The sequence below is a fragment of the Ferruginibacter sp. genome (genome assembly GCF_014377975.1).
In the GTDB taxonomy this organism is placed as follows: domain Bacteria; phylum Bacteroidota; class Bacteroidia; order Chitinophagales; family Chitinophagaceae; genus Ferruginibacter.
On sequence record NZ_JACMOO010000384.1, the window covers coordinates 1 to 17462 of the forward strand.

13 protein-coding genes and 1 tRNA gene are annotated in these 17462 nt (G+C 37.5%); 9 read left to right on the forward strand and 5 right to left on the reverse strand.

Going from position 1 to position 17462, the window contains the following annotated elements; genetic code table 11:
• Window positions 1-541 precede the first annotated feature (541 nt).
• Together H7254_RS18870 and H7254_RS18875 are read right to left on the reverse strand one after the other, a co-directional pair.
• Entirely contained in the window at window positions 542-934 is a 393-nt protein-coding gene (locus H7254_RS18870) for a two-component system response regulator (RefSeq protein WP_301934452.1), read from the reverse strand.
• Between the two features lie 507 nt (window positions 935-1441).
• Window positions 1442-1567, reverse strand: a complete 126-nt coding sequence (locus H7254_RS18875; RefSeq protein WP_301934453.1) for a hypothetical protein — start codon at window positions 1565-1567, stop codon at window positions 1442-1444.
• Window positions 1568-2035: 468 nt separating this feature from the next.
• Here H7254_RS18875 and H7254_RS18880 point away from each other — a divergent pair, with 468 nt between their 5' ends.
• A complete protein-coding gene (locus H7254_RS18880; protein ID WP_301934454.1) occupies window positions 2036-3346 on the forward strand; it encodes a vanadium-dependent haloperoxidase in 1311 nt (436 codons plus the stop codon).
• A gap of 42 nt (window positions 3347-3388) precedes the next feature.
• The gene (locus tag H7254_RS18885) at window positions 3389-3781 is read left to right on the forward strand and encodes a hypothetical protein (protein ID WP_301934455.1); all 393 of its coding nucleotides are present in this window, start codon (window positions 3389-3391) and stop codon (window positions 3779-3781) included.
• A gap of 420 nt (window positions 3782-4201) precedes the next feature.
• On the opposite strand, the gene H7254_RS18890 is transcribed toward H7254_RS18885, so the two are convergent.
• Window positions 4202-4273: transfer RNA gene (locus H7254_RS18890), tRNA-Arg, on the reverse strand.
• Window positions 4274-4448: 175 nt separating this feature from the next.
• Between H7254_RS18890 and H7254_RS18895 the strand changes: the two genes are divergently transcribed.
• Window positions 4449-5120, forward strand: coding sequence for a hypothetical protein (locus tag H7254_RS18895; protein WP_301921553.1), 672 nt, complete (start codon window positions 4449-4451; stop codon window positions 5118-5120).
• A 102-nt stretch (window positions 5121-5222) separates the two neighbouring features.
• Here H7254_RS18895 and H7254_RS18900 read toward each other — a convergent pair whose 3' ends face one another.
• Together H7254_RS18900 and H7254_RS18905 are read right to left on the reverse strand one after the other, a co-directional pair.
• Window positions 5223-6023, reverse strand: coding sequence for a C1 family peptidase (locus H7254_RS18900; protein WP_301934456.1), 801 nt, complete (start codon window positions 6021-6023; stop codon window positions 5223-5225).
• Between the two features lie 499 nt (window positions 6024-6522).
• Window positions 6523-7008 carry an SRPBCC family protein gene (locus tag H7254_RS18905; protein ID WP_301934457.1) on the reverse strand — a complete coding sequence of 162 codons (486 nt, stop codon included), beginning with the start codon at window positions 7006-7008 and terminating at the stop codon, window positions 6523-6525.
• Window positions 7009-7270: 262 nt separating this feature from the next.
• On the opposite strand from H7254_RS18905, the gene H7254_RS18910 reads away from it, so the two are divergent.
• The 6 genes from H7254_RS18910 (at window position 7271) to metH (ending at window position 17318) form a co-directional block, all read left to right on the forward strand.
• On the forward strand, window positions 7271-10420 hold the full coding sequence (locus tag H7254_RS18910; RefSeq protein ID WP_301934458.1) for an ATP-dependent DNA helicase: 3150 nt from the start codon (window positions 7271-7273) through the stop codon (window positions 10418-10420).
• 70 nt (window positions 10421-10490) lie between these two features.
• Window positions 10491-11888, forward strand: a complete 1398-nt coding sequence (locus tag H7254_RS18915; RefSeq protein WP_301934459.1) for an Ig-like domain-containing domain — start codon at window positions 10491-10493, stop codon at window positions 11886-11888.
• 57 nt (window positions 11889-11945) lie between these two features.
• Window positions 11946-12569, forward strand: a complete 624-nt coding sequence (recR, locus tag H7254_RS18920) for a recombination mediator RecR (protein ID WP_301934460.1) — start codon at window positions 11946-11948, stop codon at window positions 12567-12569.
• A 399-nt stretch (window positions 12570-12968) separates the two neighbouring features.
• Window positions 12969-13985 (forward strand): homocysteine S-methyltransferase family protein, encoded by a 1017-nt coding sequence (locus H7254_RS18925; protein ID WP_301934461.1) that lies wholly within the window; start codon window positions 12969-12971, stop codon window positions 13983-13985.
• A 7-nt stretch (window positions 13986-13992) separates the two neighbouring features.
• Window positions 13993-14319: an ORF6N domain-containing protein gene (locus H7254_RS18930; protein ID WP_301934462.1), complete on the forward strand. Its 327-nt coding sequence runs from the start codon at window positions 13993-13995 to the stop codon at window positions 14317-14319.
• A gap of 278 nt (window positions 14320-14597) precedes the next feature.
• Window positions 14598-17318, forward strand: a complete 2721-nt coding sequence (gene metH / locus H7254_RS18935; protein WP_301934463.1) for a methionine synthase — start codon at window positions 14598-14600, stop codon at window positions 17316-17318.
• Window positions 17319-17462 lie beyond the last annotated feature (144 nt).

Consider the following 17462-nt stretch of genomic DNA (forward strand, 5'->3'; position numbering starts at 1 on the left):
ATTCACGTTGTGATTTAAAGTAGAGTTTGCAAGCACTCTCCGTAGAAAACTCAGAAAAGAAATTGTCTATTATCATTTTACTAATTTATATAGCAAATATACTAAATTTATTAGTTTGCACCTAATTGCGGATAGGCATTAGTTTTTGTGAATACATACAGGAATTTAGAAGCAGTATAGCAAATAAAACGGCAGCGATAATCATACAAAATTTGATTACAGGAAAACAGGTTAAATTTATTGAAAGCATAATTAAATTAAAAATCAATTAGCAATGATACCTGCTTATTATTTGACGGAGGCCAGTTATTGCCCTACGGTTTTAAAAAGACCGCTTGTACACTAGCCCATTATTGGTATACAAATTTCGAAAAAATAAATCATCTTGAAGGAAAGGTTTTATTTCATGCTGTAAACACAAAAGATAACTGAAGTGATTGTGCTCTCCAGCTGAGCAAGAGTTATCTACTTAACTTTAAGTGGTACAAATAATCGGTGAAGTGTAGAGAAGAGCAAAGAAAATAGCTGTCCGTTTTAATGGTTAGAGGGAAAGCTTAAGTTTCAAGGCACTTTTAATTTTTTCCACAAATAGGGATATATCCATTGGTTTTGAAATGTAACCGTCTGCCCCACAAATTACTGCTATTTTTTCAATATTATGGTTTGCTGATAAAAGTAAAATGGGTATGTTGCTGGTTTGATCCTCCGACTTAAGCTTTTTGCAAATATCGCTTCCGTTTACACCAATCATATGAATATCAAGTAAAATACAATCGGGAGTTTGATCTGCAATTATTTCATTTATTTTTGCCCCATTTTGAGAAATGTTAACCACACATCCTTCTTTTATTAATTTTCGTTTCATTAATTCTAGTAGGTCCTTGTCATCATCAATAAGCAGGATGACAGGTTTTTTGGTTAAAGATTGTTCCATAAAAAATGAGATTTGTAAAAAATGGTTCAATTTTCAAGCCATTCCGTATTTTGCTTAGGTAAGTGGGTAGCGAAATGAGGTTTTGGTGCACCTGGTGCAGTATATAGTTGAATGGCTTTCGCTACAGGTTAGTATCAAAATAAGATTTTACTATCATATGATAACAGTATAAAATCCCTGCGTAACTGCTATTTTTTTACCTCTTAAGAACCTTTGCGTAAATCGAATGGTATCTGCTGACACGAGGGGGGTATGGTGTTAGCATCAATAAATTTATTGGACAGTTATCTCCAAAACCACTCCATTGGGAATACGGGCTGATGCTAACCGTGTATGCCAAAATGATTAGGGTAAAAACCAGCAATGTAGTTTTTACAACTACATTGTTTAAGTATAACCTGAACCAGGCCGAAAAAACATTTGAATTTAGTGGAATCGATGGCACAAACGTTGAAGTAATCGGTAACTTTAGTGGGGTAAATGATACAACAAGCGTAGCCTTTGCTGCTACAGTACCTGGACGGAGAATATTGATGAATCAGCTATCACCATACCATCTCTGCCTAATACCATTACTCTTGCCCCGGCGGGCACCATGTGTACATCAATAAGCATTTGGCTTAGTGCAATCATTTATAATGGTTGATATTTTATTGTTTATATTAGCGTGAAGGATATTATAAATCAATTTTAAATCTTTAATCTGATCCCTAAAACAAAAAAAGCCTCGTAAGCTCATTGTTTACAAAGCGTTTGCTTCAATGGCAGGTGTTCATCGGATAAGGTCTTTAGTATCTGCAGTATAAAAACAGTGCTCCTGATTGGTTTAATATTTGTACTGTTATATCTGACAATGACACTTTTTATTAATCTGTGTTAGATAAGGATACAGGTCATGGAGAATGGTTATCTAAAAAAGGCGTATGCAAATAAGGAAGCTAGCTCTGGTGCTAATGGTAGTTTTTCCTGGTATTTATAAATTATTTAATGTTTTAACAATATATCAAAGCTTTCAAAAAACGTTCTGATAATCAACAAACCATTTTACATATGAACCTCAAACAAATTTTTCTCTTTGTTTTTGTTTGTACATTATCGATATTGGGTTGTAGTAAATCCGATGCACCTGTTGTTACTATTGGTGTCAATACTGCGGATCAGTATAGCGGGGAACAGGTAAGGAAATACTTTGACCTGTTGTGTACTATTTCTAAATCTACTCCAGGCTTTTTTCCCCCGCAAGTGTCCCGTGCGTATGGGTATATTGGTATCGTTAATTATGAAGCTGTGGTAAACGGTATAAATGGTGCTCAAAGCCTTGGTGGGCAGCTTAATGGACTGGATGCATCATCCCTTTCAAAATCAGCCGCTAATCAAAAATACAATTGGGAAATGGTATCCAATACTGCAATATCAGCAATGATCAGGGATATGTTTCAAGGTAAGATCAATGCTTCCAATAGTGCTTCTGTAGACAGTATGGAAGCAGCGAACCTCGCCAGCCTGTCTGCCGGTGAAAGTACAGAGGTGATTACCCGTTCCATACAATTTGGTAAAGATGTATCAGCAGCCATTTATAATTATAGTAAAACTGACGGCGGCGATCAGGCTTATTTAGATCCTTTTCAACTTCCCTATGAGGTGAAGATAGATTCCTTTTGCTGGGTGCCTACTGGCGCCACACTGCATCCTGTAAGTCCTAACTGGGGTAATAACAGGCCTTTTCTTTCGGCCAATATCACCAGTACGCAACCATCCGATCCTATTGCGTTTTCTTCTATGCCCGGCTCTGCTTTTTATAAGGAAGCCATGAGTGTGTATAAACAGGTAAAAAATAATACGCCGGAGCAGGTGGAGATCACCAGGTATTGGGCAGACGATCCTTTTAATACCTGCACTCCCACAGGGCATACATTTAATATTATGACACAGTTATTGCAGCAGGGCAGGGCTACATTAGCAAAAACAGCTGTAGCCTATGTCCGGTTAAGTATCGCAGAGAATGATGCTTTTATCAGTTGCTGGAAAGAAAAATATAAATACCTGTTAATAAGGCCGGTGAGTTATATAAAAAAATATATTGATCCTTCTTTCTCCACCATTATAGGTACTCCACCATTCCCGGCATATACATCCGGCCACTCCTGCGAAATAGGAGCAGGGGTAAGGGTGTTTACCAGTATGTTTACTGATGGTAGTGGTAATTACCAGTTTACCGACTACAGCCAGTTACGCTATGGATTTCAACCACGCAATTACAATAATTTTAATGAAATTGCGGAAGAGTGTGCCAGTTCCCGTTATTATGGAGGTCTCCATTACGCCATGGATAACGACAAAGGGTTACAGGTAGGGCGTGCTATTGGCGATAATGTTAACCATCTTATCAACTGGCCCCTCAATGTTCACTAAGCAGTTGCTATAAATTTGTATACATTAAAATATCTCACTATCATGTGCAGACGGTTTTGTATTTATATCCTATTGCTATTTATTTCTTCTTCTTGTGATAACCACGAGCCAAATTTCAGAGCGCTTGCTGCAGAAATTGCCATCATAGAATGTCGTGCAGAAAAACTAAAAGATCATCGCTTTGCACTGGCGGATAAAATGCGGTTTAAACAAGACACAATTTTAGAAAAATCTAAAGATACAATGGAACTGCATAACCAGTTGGTAGAAATGGAAAAAGAAAAACAAGTTCTGCTTACTCAAAGTTTACAACTGGCAGATACCATAAAGCAAAAGATGGAATTTTTAATGACTAATTATCTTACTAATAAGAAAAGGGAAAATGAATTTAACCAGTTTTTGAAGGAGGAAATAAAAAAGAATAAGGATAACTAATATCAGGCACTTCGTTCATTGTCAGCAGATATATGTCTCTAACAATTGCAGTTGCCTTTAAATCCAAAATAATTCACTGATTAGGAATAAACTAAAATTGGCAAAGGTTCAAGGTTTAAACTACTCAATTAAATGATCCGCATGCAGTCAATGTGGGTAAAATATAATCCTTTCAATTGTAGATAGCGTTCTTTACTGGAGGCACAACCTGACGTAAATCTCTTGATTTATACAGCTTTTTAAGATACCTTGGCCAATTGAAAAAAGAATAAGAAAGCCTTTGAACTTTTGAAGAAAGACTATCAGGAAGTATTTCAGATTAAAGGAAGGAGTTTAATCAAAAATGAGTGTAAATAGGAGTTATAAATAAAAAATATCTCCATAATTTATTGATTATGAATAACTTAGGATTTAGGTAAGTGGTCCCGACAAGAATCGAACTTGTGTCTAAAGTTTAGGAAACTTCTATTCTATCCACTGAACTACGGGACCTTTTCAAAAATAACTGCTGTGGCTGCACTCAATTTGGAGTGCAAAAGTAACAAACAACCCAATAGCTTCCAACATTGATTGTTTTCTTTATCCTTTAATCAAAAACAACCTGCTTCCTCATTGGCCGTTCGTAATTTTCTTAACCTTATCTTTGCCATCCAAATTTTTTACGTGTATGAAATGGTTAACCCTGGGTATTAAATATCGTTTATGGATAGGAATAGTGCTATTACTACTGGCTATATTTACAAATGTTGAGGCTGGTTTCTGGCCCTCTTTTGTATTGTACCTTGCTGCGGTAATATTAATTGTGGGGCATTTTATTTTTGGCCCCATGCGCCTGATACAGGAATGCATGGAAACCGGCGATTTAGAAGGAGCTAAAAAAGTGCTGGCATCTGTATGGTTTCCCAATTTATTGATCAAGCCAATAAGGTCGGTTTATTATACTGTAAAAGGTAACCTGGATATGGCCGATCAGAATTATGAAAGCGCTGAAAAGAATTTAAAGTTGAGCCAGTCATTAATGAGTGATGGCGGAATTTTAGGAGGACAAATGAAACAGGCGGAGGGTGCCAATAAATTACAATTGGGTATGCTGGCAATGCAAAAAGGTGATATCAGGCAGGCTGAAAGCTATATCCGTGGAGCCATACGTTCTGGTTTACCCGACAAGGAAAATGAAGCAGCGGCATATTTACAATTATCTTCCATCATGATCAATAAAAGAGAATTCAGGGCGGGGAAAGAATATTTTAGAAAAGCAAAAGGCCTTAAACCCACTACGCCCCAAATTGCTGATCAAATAAAACAAATGGAAAAGTACATTACAAGAATGCCGGGATAGGTTTTGTTTTGTACAAAGAATACCCCCAAAAATAAAGTACATAAAAATTTGTGTTGTTTAGTTCTGTACTTTTATATTCTTTGTTGCATTTTGTGAAATACATTATTCTATGAGCCGGATAGTCCAAAAATCGTCACAGAGATGTGCATTGGTAATGTAAGCATAAGGCATCCAGAAATATCCTTTAATACCCCAGGTTGCTCCCCAGCTGTTTCTTATCAGCACCAGTTGTTTTTTTTCATCATACCCCACAGCAAGAATTGCATGCCCTCCTGCTACCTTTTCTTTATTAAAATCGGGCATGGGCATAATACCTGTTTTAGCCACTGCCGGCGCTATAAAACTTTCGTAAACAGTAAAGCCAAAAGCAAATGGATACCCATCTGCAAGGCAACCTTTTAAGCTATTGATGTTACTATTTGCCAGCCGCTGATAAGAAATAATTTGATTTTGCAGTGCATGTGAGTAGCAGGAAGCGGTTGGCTTTTGAGTAAACTTTGCGCCCGGAGAATCTTTGTCATCGTATACCCATTCTTTTTCCTTACAAATACCATCTTTGTTTAATGATTTAATACCATCCCGTAAAAAGGCGCCGCTATCGCTGGCTTCAGTATGTATCGCAACCCTTTCATTGAAATATAAAAAAAGACGGCTGGGCATAAAGTCTGTTTTGCCCTGTTTTTTTATGCCAAACTCAAATGCGCCAGCAAGCGCATTGGCTGTACAACTCCCCAATCCTCCCTGGTTATAAACGGGTGGACAGCCCAGGCGCAGATCTGCTTTTAGAGGTATTTTCTGCATAAGTTTTAATGGAGCTGCATATGCAAAATCCCTTGCATCGGGCAGGTCGGGTAACCATCCCATTTTAAAAACCGGCTTTAAATTATTTGTTTTCTTTGCCATAATGAGGATGTTTTAAAAATTAAGAAAATGTTATTTAAAATGCTAAATAAACCAATTTAACCTTTGTAAATAGCTGTAAAATAATAGCTGCTTCCAATGCACGCTTGTTATTATCGCCTTTTATATTTCGGAGTGGATTTTTTGCAATGTACATTTTACGACATTACTTTTTTTAATGCGCTTGTATATTTTCCGTTGGTCTGCTATTTAAAATAGTTATTAAATTACATTGCAGGCATTTAATTAAATTTTATACAAGATATAAATCCTTGAAGGTAATGTCAATACCACTTACCGTTATTTTTACACTTTACAAAAGAAATGGTGTAAAATAAAATTTGAAAAAAATAGGGTTGTATAATAATTTAAAGAGGGCCCTGAAAAATTCGTCAACGGAGCAGGTGCTCAATCAGGTATCCAAATAAAATGAGGCTGTATCATAGTTACGATACAGCCTCATTAAAAACTGAAGATTGAATACGATTTAAAATCTTATATTTTAAACAAAAGAAGGCGATTTCAGTTTTCCAAAAAGGGATACTACTTTGGTAAAACGATAATCAAATATTGCCTTCAATTGATTTTCTACAAACAGCGAATGGGCAATATCTCCCAAAAACCAAAAGGGTATTTTGTAATGTACAATGTCTGTCATTTCAACCCCGCCATCAATGGCTTTAAAATGATGCTGGTGGTGCCATAAACTATAAGGTCCAAAGCGCTGTTCATCTACAAAATATTTTTTATCGGCTACATGGGTTATTTCTGTCATCCAGTATAAAGGAATCCCCAGCACAGGCTTTACGGTGTATTCAATAATTTGTCCCGGGTACATTTTATCACCATGGTATTTGGAAATTATAGTAAACCCCATCGTATCCGGCGTAATTTTTTGCAGGTTTGCAGGACTGCTGAAAAAATCCCAGGCTGCGTCGAGGGTAATGGGGATTTGTTGAATGGTTTTTAATGAATATACCTTGCTCATTTTTGCATTTTACCCTATAACAATGAGAAAGGTATTTTGTTTTATTTTTATTAGCTCCTGTAAATAAATTATGTTGCATATTGCGGGTGCAATAGCAGATGAGGCGCAGAAATCCGGTCGACAGTTGGAGAGTAATTGATATAAAAGACCGTTTCAGTGTTGTGGATACAACCACAAAAATTTTAAAGCTAACAGCACACTTGTTATCTTTAAACAATTTCTCCTGAATTAATTATTTTAATAAAACCGGCCTGTAAATACCATGCAAACATACCAGCAACAACTTAAAAATAAATTTACTGAAGAGTATAAAAAACTTAATGAACAGCAACGCATAGCCGTTGATGCCATTGAAGGACCAGTAATGGTAATTGCCGGACCAGGCACTGGTAAAACTCAAATACTCGCTGCAAGAATCGGTAAGATATTATTGGATACCGATGCCCTTCCGGAAAATATTTTATGCCTCACTTACACAGATGCCGGTGCCATTGCCATGCGGCGACGCTTGCAACAGTTTATTGGTGCCGATGCATATAAAGTGAACATCTATACTTTTCATGCTTTTTGTAATGATGTTATCCAGGATAATTTATCGTTGTTTGAAAAAAATTCTTTAGATGCAATTTCTGAACTGGAGAGTATTCAGTTGTTTAAAAAACTGATTGATAATTTTAAAAAAGACCACCCGCTTAAACGTTATAGAGGAGATGTGTATTATGAAGTAAATAACCTGCGCAGTTTATTCAGCAACATGAAAAGGGAAGGATGGCCGCCAATATTAATCAATGAAAAAATAGATGATTTTATAAAAGATCTTCCGCTAAGGGATGAGTTTGTCTACAAAAGAAAATACAAACAATTTAACGCCGGGGATAAAAAGCAGGACAAGATTGATGAAGAAACAGACAAGGCGGAAAAACTACGTGCGGCGGTAAATGAATTTGATAATTATCAGGGGTTGATGCGCCAAAAAAACAGGTACGACTTTGATGATATGATTAATTGGGTGATTAACGTTTTTGAAGAAAATCCCCAGGTACTTTCCGATTACCAGGAACGCTTTCGGTATATCCTGGTAGATGAGTTTCAGGATACAAGTGGTACTCAAAACAAACTGGTTCAGCTGCTTATTAATTATTGGGATAATCCCAACATATTTGTGGTAGGTGATGATGACCAGAGCATTTATCGCTTTCAGGGAGCAAACGTAGAGAACATGCTCAGCTTTGCAGATAAATATGTAGCTGGTTTAAAAACGGTGGTACTAACAAATAACTACAGAAGCACACAACCAATACTCGACATCTCAAAAACCCTGATCAATAAAAATGAAGAACGATTGGTAAAACAAATTGAGGGACTTAGTAAAGAATTAATTTCATCCAAAGAAATTTTAAAATCCATTTTACATTTACCCGTTATTACAGAATACAACTCTGTGAGAGATGAAATGGCGGACATCACTAATAAAGTGTATAACCTTTTACAAAAACAAACTGCTCCCGGAAAAATTGCCGTTATTTATAAAGAAAATAAATATGGTGAAGAACTGGCCAGTTACATGCGGTTAAAAAAGATCCCGGTTTTTAGTAAGCGGTCACTAAATATTCTGGAGCATCCCTTTGCAAAAAAAATCGTTGCGCTGCTGGGATATTTAAATGCAGAGCATGATATACCTTATGGTGGCGATAAAATATTATTTGAAATTTTGCACTTTGATTTTTATAAAATTCCTCCCATTGAAATTGCCAAAATTACAGTGGAGGTAAATAAAAGAAGATACAACAATGAGCAAACCGCTATCCGTAAATTATTGTACGATAAAGCCAATGCACTGCCAAAAGATTTGTTTGATGCCGGCATCAACCAAAAGCTTAAAAATTTTAGCGGCATCATCGAACAACTTATATCAGATGTGTCAAATGTTACATTGCAACAGTTGTTTGAAAAGATCATTCATAGTGGCGGCGTGCTTACCTACATTATGGAAAGTGAAGATAAAGTAGCACTGTTGCAACTGCTTACAAAATTGTTTGATTTTATAAAAGATGAAACAGCCCGCAATCCATTTTTAAATCTGGATGACCTGATAAAAATTGTAGACCTTATGGAGAAAGAGGAAATAAAATTACCGCTCTCCCAGGTATCAGGAAGCGATAAAGGAGTGAATTTATTAACGGCACATGGCAGCAAGGGACTTGAGTTTGAGCATGTATTCTTTGCTGGTATTAATGCATCCAGCTGGGAAAAAAAGCGCAAGCCTGGCAGTGGTTATAAAATGCCGGATACCTTGTTTTCCTCTCAGCCTAAAGCCAGCGAAGAGGAAGAATTGAGGAGGTTATTTTATGTGGCGCTTACCCGTGCAGAAAAATACTTGTATATTTCGTACGCTCAATATAAAAACGATGGAAAGGAAATGGAACCGTCGATGTTTTTGGCAGAAATTTTAGAACAGCATTCTTTACCGATACAACGCATCGCCTTACCTGACGAAGATATGATGGCGTTTCAGCAATTGCAGTTTGCTGCACAGGCTCCTGAAATTGAAAAAAGTGAAGAAGACTTTATCACCGCATTGCTGGATAAATTTACGATGAACGTAACAGCGTTGAGTGCATACCTCGATTGTCCGTTGGGCTTTTATTATAAAAACTTAATCCGTATTCCCGCCGGCAAAAGCGAAACCCTGGAATTTGGAAGTGCCATCCATCATGCAGTAGAAAAACTATTTACTAAAATGCTTGCAAGCGAAACAAAAACCTTTCCACCCAAAGAAGAAATGGTGGCTGACTTTAGCAGGTACCTTCGCAAACACCGGGAGAATTTTACAGAAGAGGAGTTTGACAGAAGGATGGAACAGGGAGCCATGGTATTACCGGAATACTATGATAAATATGTGCATACCTGGAACAAGATTGTAACTGTAGAAAGAAATATTAAAGGAGTGGTAGTAAACGGCGTTCCGCTAAAAGGTAAGCTGGATAAGCTGGAGTTTAATGGCAAAGAAATTAACGTAGTAGATTATAAAAGTGGAAACATAGACAATGCATTACCCAAGATGAAGCCACCAAACGATAAAGATCCCCATGGTGGCGATTACTGGCGGCAGGCAGTTTTTTATAAAATACTGGTGGATAATTATGAACAAAAGGACTGGAAAGTAATCAGCACCGAATTTGATTTTGTGGAGCCGGATAAAAAGAAAGCCTACCGCAAAGAAAAAATTATAATCAATCCTGCCGACATAGAAACAGTGAAGCAACAAATTAAAGAGGTATGGGCAAAAATACAGGCACGTGAATTTTATACCGGCTGTGGTAAACCCGATTGCCATTGGTGCAATTTTGTAAAAGACAATAAACTGGCCGTGGCATTGCACGTGCTTACCGGGGAAGAAGAACCTTCTTAAATCAATTTTATGATTTACTACTGCGGGCAAATAACATAAAGAGTTTAAGTTTGCAGTTCAACACCATTGAATGAAGATCAAAAATTTATTATACACTGCCGCTGCTTTTTTATTTATTTATTTTTTATCGGTAACGGGTAGTGGTTGTGCACAAATTGGCGCTCCCACCGGTGGCCCAAGAGATAGTATTCCCCCCGTTTTAGTGAGTGCTTACCCAAAAGTATTATCTACAAATTTTACCGGAAATAAAATCACATTGGTTTTTGATGAATACATCAATGTACTGGAGGTTCAAAAAAATGTGATCGTTTCGCCTTATCCCAAAACGTTTCCTGTTATCAATTTTAAATTGAAAGAGGTATCCATTAAATTAAAAGATACGCTGTTAGAAAATACAACCTACGCCATCAACTTTGGAAACGCCATTGTTGACAACAATGAAAATAATCCCTTTAAAGAATTTACCTATGTATTTTCAACTGGCAATACGATCGACTCTTTAAAACTTAGTGGCAAGGTACTAATGGCCGAAACCGGTAAGCCAGACAGTACCCTACAGGCACTGTTATACCGCAATGGCAACGATTCTTCCGTAGAACAGCGGAAACCCAACTACATTGCAAAAATAGATAGGAATGGCATATTCACTTTTACCAATCTATCAGAAGGTGTGTATAAAATTTATGCTTTAAAGGATGGTGATGGTGGCAAAACCTATAACTCAAAAATTGAAAGTTTTGCATTTGTCAATGAGGATATTACGATAAATGGTAAAAATGATTCCGTAAGATTATATGCTTATGAAGAAGAAAAAGATATTAAAAAAGTATCTGCTGTACCAGCTCGTGTTGTGATAGAAAAAAAATTAAAGTACACTTCCAGCCTGGGTACCGGTGGTCAACAGGATGTGCTTACCAACCTTGAGTTGCGCTTTAATAATAAATTGAAATTATCCGATAGTTCAAAAATAATTTTAACAGACACCAACTATAATAAAATAGAAGGGGTCAGCATTTCATTGGACAGTACCCGTAAAAATATTATCATAAAAAATAAATGGCCCCTTGAAAATTACTATCGTTTAATTATTCCTAAAGGTGCTGTATCGGATTCTGCCAATAACGTATTGGCAAAATCAGATACCATAAAATTTCAGTCAAAAAAAGAAAGTGACTATGGTAGTTTAACCTTACGTTTTACCAAAATAGATTCAGCCCGTCACCCGGTAATACAATTTTTAATTTCCGCCGAAATTGTAAAATCCATCAAGGCCACCGGCCCAAACTGGACTGATAAATTTTTCAATCCGGGCGAATATGAATTGCGCATTTTATACGATACCAATAACAACGGTGTTTGGGATCCCGGTAATTATAAAAAGAAAATTCAACCCGAACATGCGCTTACGCTGGATAAAAAATTAACCATCAAAGCTAACTGGGATAATGAACGGGAAATTGAATTGTAATAATTAATTCTTTAGTTAACAATTTTCATATTATTCAGTATCTACTAACTTTATACAATGATTTTTTCTTCTTCTCTTTTAGAAAATGCAGTAAACGAATTCGCCCGCTTACCCGGCATAGGAAAAAAAACTGCCCTCCGGCTGGTGCTGCATTTAATTAAACAGGATAAATCCGATGTTACCCGTTTCAGCGAAGCCATTTCACTGATGAGAGAAGAGATAAAATTCTGTTCCAGGTGCCATAATATTTCTGATGCTGAGCTCTGCAATATTTGTAGTAACGCTTCCCGCAAACAGGAAATGTTGTGTGTGGTTGAAAATATCCGGGATGTAATTGCCATAGAAAGTACACAGCAATTCAACGGTATTTACCATGTACTCGGAGGCATTATTTCGCCGCTTGATGGCATTGGTCCCGATCAGTTGAATATTGACAGCCTGGTTAAACGTATGGAAACGGAAAATATAACCGAGATTATTTACGCACTCAACGCCAACATTCAAGGCGATACTACCATTTATTATATTGGTAAAAAATTAAAAGCTTATCCTATAAAAATTACTACTATCGCCCGTGGTATTGCCTTTGGTGGCGAACTTGAATATGCTGATGAAATGACACTGGCAAAAAGTATCAGTAACCGCATACCGGTAGAAAATTATATCAATGCCGGAAATTAATGACGTTATTATCCCGTAGAACATCTTTTAAATTCATCCTGCATTTCCGGCTCCATAGGAGCTCCCCCCTTTGTGGAAACAAATATTAAATATGCATTTTCGCCCATCGGGGCGCTCCTTTTTAAAAACCGACACCAAACCGTCATTTTGTATTACGGCTAAGTTGTTATAATTTTACACTGTTTACAGGTGGATTTGTTTATTGTTCAGCCTGTATTCACTCCCTTTTTCGATAAAGGAAAATGAACTAATAAACGAAAGCAATTCCTCACATCTTCACGGATTGATTCTCGTTTAGCAGTTTATATATATATTTTAAGTGAGCGATAACAGCAATGGTCATCATCGTTGTGTCACTCACTTCTACTATTTGTTAATAATGTAACTTTTATATAAGCAATGAAAAAATCAATACGGGATTGCCTTAAAGAAAGAATCCTCATCATTGATGGGGCCATGGGCACCATGATACAACGGGAAAAATTAGAAGAAGTCGATTTTAGGGCTGATCGTTTTAAAGACTGGCATACAGATGTAAAAGGCAACAACGATTTGCTCAGCATTACTCAGCCAGAGATTATTGTAGGTATACACAAGCAATATCTGGAGGCAGGTGCAGATATTTTGGAAACCAATACTTTCAGCAGCACCACCATTGCACAGGCTGATTATGATATGCAAGCGCTGGCCTACGAATTAAATGTGGCTGCTGCAAAATGCGCCCGCATAGCTGCCGATGAATACACAGCAAAAAATCCGGACAAGCCCCGTTTTGTAGCGGGTGCCATCGGGCCATTAAATAAAACATTGTCTTTATCGCCCGATGTAAACAATCCCGGTTTTAGGGCGGTAACATTTGATGAAGTAGCCGTTGCGTATACAGAACAAATAAAAGGATTGATTGATGGTGGTGTAGATATGTTATTGATTGAAACCATTTTTGATACCCTCAATGCAAAAGCTGCTGTGTATGCTGCCAAAAATTATTTCAGGTCAGCAGGCATTGCTGAATTGCCTATCATGATTTCCGGAACCATTACAGATGCATCGGGTCGTACGTTAAGCGGGCAAACTTTGGAAGCTTTTTATATTTCACTGCAGCATGCTAACCCAATCAGTATTGGTCTTAACTGTGCCCTGGGTGCGCAGGAAATGCGGCCGCACATTGAAGAGCTGTCATCTATTGCCAGCTGTTACACCTCTGCTTACCCCAATGCAGGATTACCCAATGCATTCGGTGAGTACGATGAACAACCGCATGAAACGGCACATATCATTGAAGAGTGGGCAGCAAACGGCTGGCTGAATATTGTAGGTGGTTGCTGCGGTACCACACCAGATCATATTAAACACATTGCAGATGAAGTGGCTAAATTTAAGCCAAGGGTATTACCTGTTTTAGAAGAAGCGCTTTAATTTTTGTATGGAAGTTACAGAACAACAAATCAGTGACGGTGTTTATAGTATGCGTGGCGTAAAAGTTATGCTTGATAAAGATTTGTCATCAATGTATGGTCATCCAACTTCCGCATTAAACCAGGCTGTTAAAAGAAATAATCAAAGGTTTCCAAACTATTTTATGTTTCAATTAACGGCAGAAGTATTTGAATCTCTGATATCACAAAATGTGATATCAGAGATTCAGAGACGTGGGGGTATAAGAAAATTACCGGATGAATTTACTGAACAGGGTGTAGCTATATTCTCTTCGGTTCTCAAATCCGAAACAGCTATCCAGGTTAATATTTAAATCATCCGGAATTTACAAAAATGAAGCAATTGCTGATAGACAACAAGGAATTGTTTTTAAAAATAGAAAAAATTGAAAATAAGCTAACAGCATATGATAAAGATTTTCAAAGCATTTTTATCATCTTAAAAAATTATTACAATATCCTAAGGCGGTTAAAAGAAATCCAATTGGTTTTCCTTATCCGAAAAAGAAATAGTGGGTATAAAACATTACTTCTTTCCATGAAAGAAATGTAATAAAAATACTTGCGCTGATGGAACTATAAACAAAAAACTATGAGTGATCCAACATATATAAAACCATATTTACGACTGGCAGGATTAGAGCCATTGGTAGTGCGGCCCGAAACAAATTTTGTAAACGTAGGTGAGCGTACCAACGTAACCGGCAGTAAAAAATTTGCCCGTCTTATCAGAGATGGCCAGTATGAAGCAGCCTTAAGTGTAGCACGCCAACAAGTGGAGAGCGGGGCACAAGTAATTGACATCAACATGGATGATGCCATGCTGGAAGGTATTGAAGCAATGACTACTTTTTTAAATCTGGTACAGGCTGAGCCTGATATTGCGAAGATTCCTATCATGATCGATTCATCCAAATTTGCGATCATTGAGGCAGGCTTAAAATGTGTACAGGGTAAATGTATTGTAAATTCTATTTCAATGAAAGAAGGCGAAGCCAAATTTATTGAACAGGCATTTATTTGTAAAAGTTTTGGCGCTTCTGCAATTGTGATGGCATTTGATGAAGTTGGCCAGGCCGATACCAAAGAACGTAAGATAGAAATCTGTCACCGTGCTTATAAAATATTAACGGAGCAGGTTGGGTATGATCCTCAGGATATTATTTTTGATCCCAACATTTTTGCCATTGCCACCGGCATTGAAGAACATAATAATTATGCGGTTGATTTTATAGAAGCAACCAAAGAAATAAAAAGGCTGATGCCCCTTACCAAAGTGAGTGGTGGTGTAAGCAATGTATCTTTTTCTTTCCGCGGTAATGACCATGTACGGGAAGCCATTCACAGTGTGTTCCTGTACTATGCCATCAAAGCGGGTATGGATATGGGCATTGTAAATGCAGGTCAGCTGGTAGTATATGATGAAATAGAACCTACCCTGCGTGACCTTTGTGAAGATGTAATATTAAACCGTAATAATGATAACAATGAGGCTACGGAAAAACTGATCATCCACGCAGAAAAAGTAAAGGCAAAAGGTAAAGTAGAAGTAAAGGATGAAAAATGGCGAATGGAGCCGGTGGAAAAACGCCTTTCGCATTCACTGGTAAATGGCATAACAGATTATATTGATTCAGATACAGAAGAAGCCCGTCAAAAATATCCTAAACCATTAGATGTTATTGAAGGTCCGCTGATGGATGGTATGAACATAGTTGGTGACCTGTTTGGATCTGGTAAAATGTTTTTGCCACAGGTAGTAAAAAGTGCCCGGGTAATGAAAAAAGCGGTGGCAGTACTTACCCCGTTTATTGAACAGGAAAAAGAAGCCAGAAAGCAGGCGCACCTTGCTGCAGGCACTATCAACGAAGAAGCTGCAGGTGCTGCAAAAATTTTACTGGCAACGGTCAAAGGCGATGTGCATGATATCGGTAAAAATATTGTTGGGGTAGTATTGGGCTGTAACGGCTATGATATTATTGATTTAGGTGTGATGGTGGCTACAGATAAAATACTGGATGCCGCTCTTAAAAATTCGGTGGACATTATTGGCCTTAGCGGCTTAATTACGCCTTCTCTTGATGAGATGGTACACGTGGCCCATGAAATGAAAAGAAGAGGAATGACGCAGCCTTTATTAATTGGTGGTGCAACTACCAGCCGTATGCATACAGCAGTAAAAATTGCGCAGGAATATGATAACGGCGTGATACATGTACTGGATGCCAGCCGTAGTGTAACCGTTGCAGGCAGTTTGTTAAATAAAGACACAAAGCCCGATTTTTTAAACGGGATAAAAACGGAATACCATAAATTAAAAGAAGATTTTGCCAACCGCAAAACAATAAAAAATTATTTACCTTTTAAAGAAGCACAGCAAAATGGTACAGTAATTGACTGGAAGAATTTTACACCGGTGATACCTGCATTTACCGGAACCAAAGTTTTTAATAACTACGATCTTGCAGAAATTGCTGACTACATTGACTGGCAGCCCTTTTTTATTGCGTGGGAAATGCATGGTAAATTCCCAGCTTTGCTGTACGATAAAATTATTGGTGTTGAAGCCACCAAATTATACAATGATGCCCGGAAGTTGTTACAACAGATTATTGACGAAAAATGGCTGAATGCAAAAGGGGTAATAGGCTTTTGGCCTGCCAGTAAAACAGCCCCCGACACAGTAACGGTAACTGAAAATACATCCGTTATTAAACTGGAATTTTTGCGCCAGCAAATAAAAAAAGCAAGTGGTCAGCCCAATGTTTCGCTGGCTGATTTTATTGCCCCTGCAGAAATAAAAAAAGAAGATTATGTAGGGGCCTTTTCTGTAACCATTGAAGGCATTGAACCGCACATCAGGTATTTTGAAGACAATTTCGATGATTATAATAAAATTATTTTACAGGCGCTGGCAGACCGCTTTGCCGAAGCCTTTGCAGAACTGCTGCATAAAAAAACACGTACAGAATATTGGGGCTATGTATCAGAAGAACATTTATCCAACGAACAGTTAATTCATGAAGAATATCAGGGTATCCGTCCTGCACCCGGCTATCCTGCATGTCCGGATCATACAGAAAAATATAAATTATTTACTTTGTTGGGTGGAGAAGAAATAACCGGCATCCATCTTACCGAATCACTGGCCATGTATCCTGCAGCATCTGTATGCGGCTGGTATTTTGCTCATCCATCCAGTAAATATTTTGGCGTAGGCAAAATAAATGAAGATCAACTGAATGATTATACCCAAAGAAAAAATATGCCATTGGATGATATGAAAAGATGGTTGCGGCCAATATTAGAGTAAAGCAGTTTATACTTTTTAAAATATTGAAGATATAATTTGTATTAAAAAAAAGAGCGCCCGTCAATAGTTTGAACCGCTAGTGTAATCAATAAATAAAGCACACAGGGCATTTCGCACCCCGGGCCAAAACTAACCATTTAACCA

Excerpts from the sequence above, each read along its gene's own strand:
- H7254_RS18900 (WP_301934456.1), bottom strand. The coding sequence starts at position 6,023 with ATGGCAAAGAAAACAAATAATTTAAAGCCGGTTTTTAAAATGGGATGG.
- H7254_RS18910 (WP_301934458.1), top strand. The coding sequence starts at position 7,271 with ATGCAAACATACCAGCAACAACTTAAAAATAAATTTACTGAAGAGTAT.
- metH (WP_301934463.1), top strand. The coding sequence starts at position 14,598 with ATGAGTGATCCAACATATATAAAACCATATTTACGACTGGCAGGATTA.
- H7254_RS18870 (WP_301934452.1), bottom strand. The coding sequence starts at position 934 with ATGGAACAATCTTTAACCAAAAAACCTGTCATCCTGCTTATTGATGAT.
- H7254_RS18915 (WP_301934459.1), top strand. The coding sequence starts at position 10,491 with ATGAAGATCAAAAATTTATTATACACTGCCGCTGCTTTTTTATTTATT.
- H7254_RS18875 (WP_301934453.1), bottom strand. The coding sequence starts at position 1,567 with ATGATTGCACTAAGCCAAATGCTTATTGATGTACACATGGTGCCCGCC.
- H7254_RS18895 (WP_301921553.1), top strand. The coding sequence starts at position 4,449 with ATGAAATGGTTAACCCTGGGTATTAAATATCGTTTATGGATAGGAATA.
- H7254_RS18925 (WP_301934461.1), top strand. The coding sequence starts at position 12,969 with ATGAAAAAATCAATACGGGATTGCCTTAAAGAAAGAATCCTCATCATT.
- recR (WP_301934460.1), top strand. The coding sequence starts at position 11,946 with ATGATTTTTTCTTCTTCTCTTTTAGAAAATGCAGTAAACGAATTCGCC.
- H7254_RS18905 (WP_301934457.1), bottom strand. The coding sequence starts at position 7,008 with ATGAGCAAGGTATATTCATTAAAAACCATTCAACAAATCCCCATTACC.
- H7254_RS18885 (WP_301934455.1), top strand. The coding sequence starts at position 3,389 with ATGTGCAGACGGTTTTGTATTTATATCCTATTGCTATTTATTTCTTCT.
- H7254_RS18930 (WP_301934462.1), top strand. The coding sequence starts at position 13,993 with ATGGAAGTTACAGAACAACAAATCAGTGACGGTGTTTATAGTATGCGT.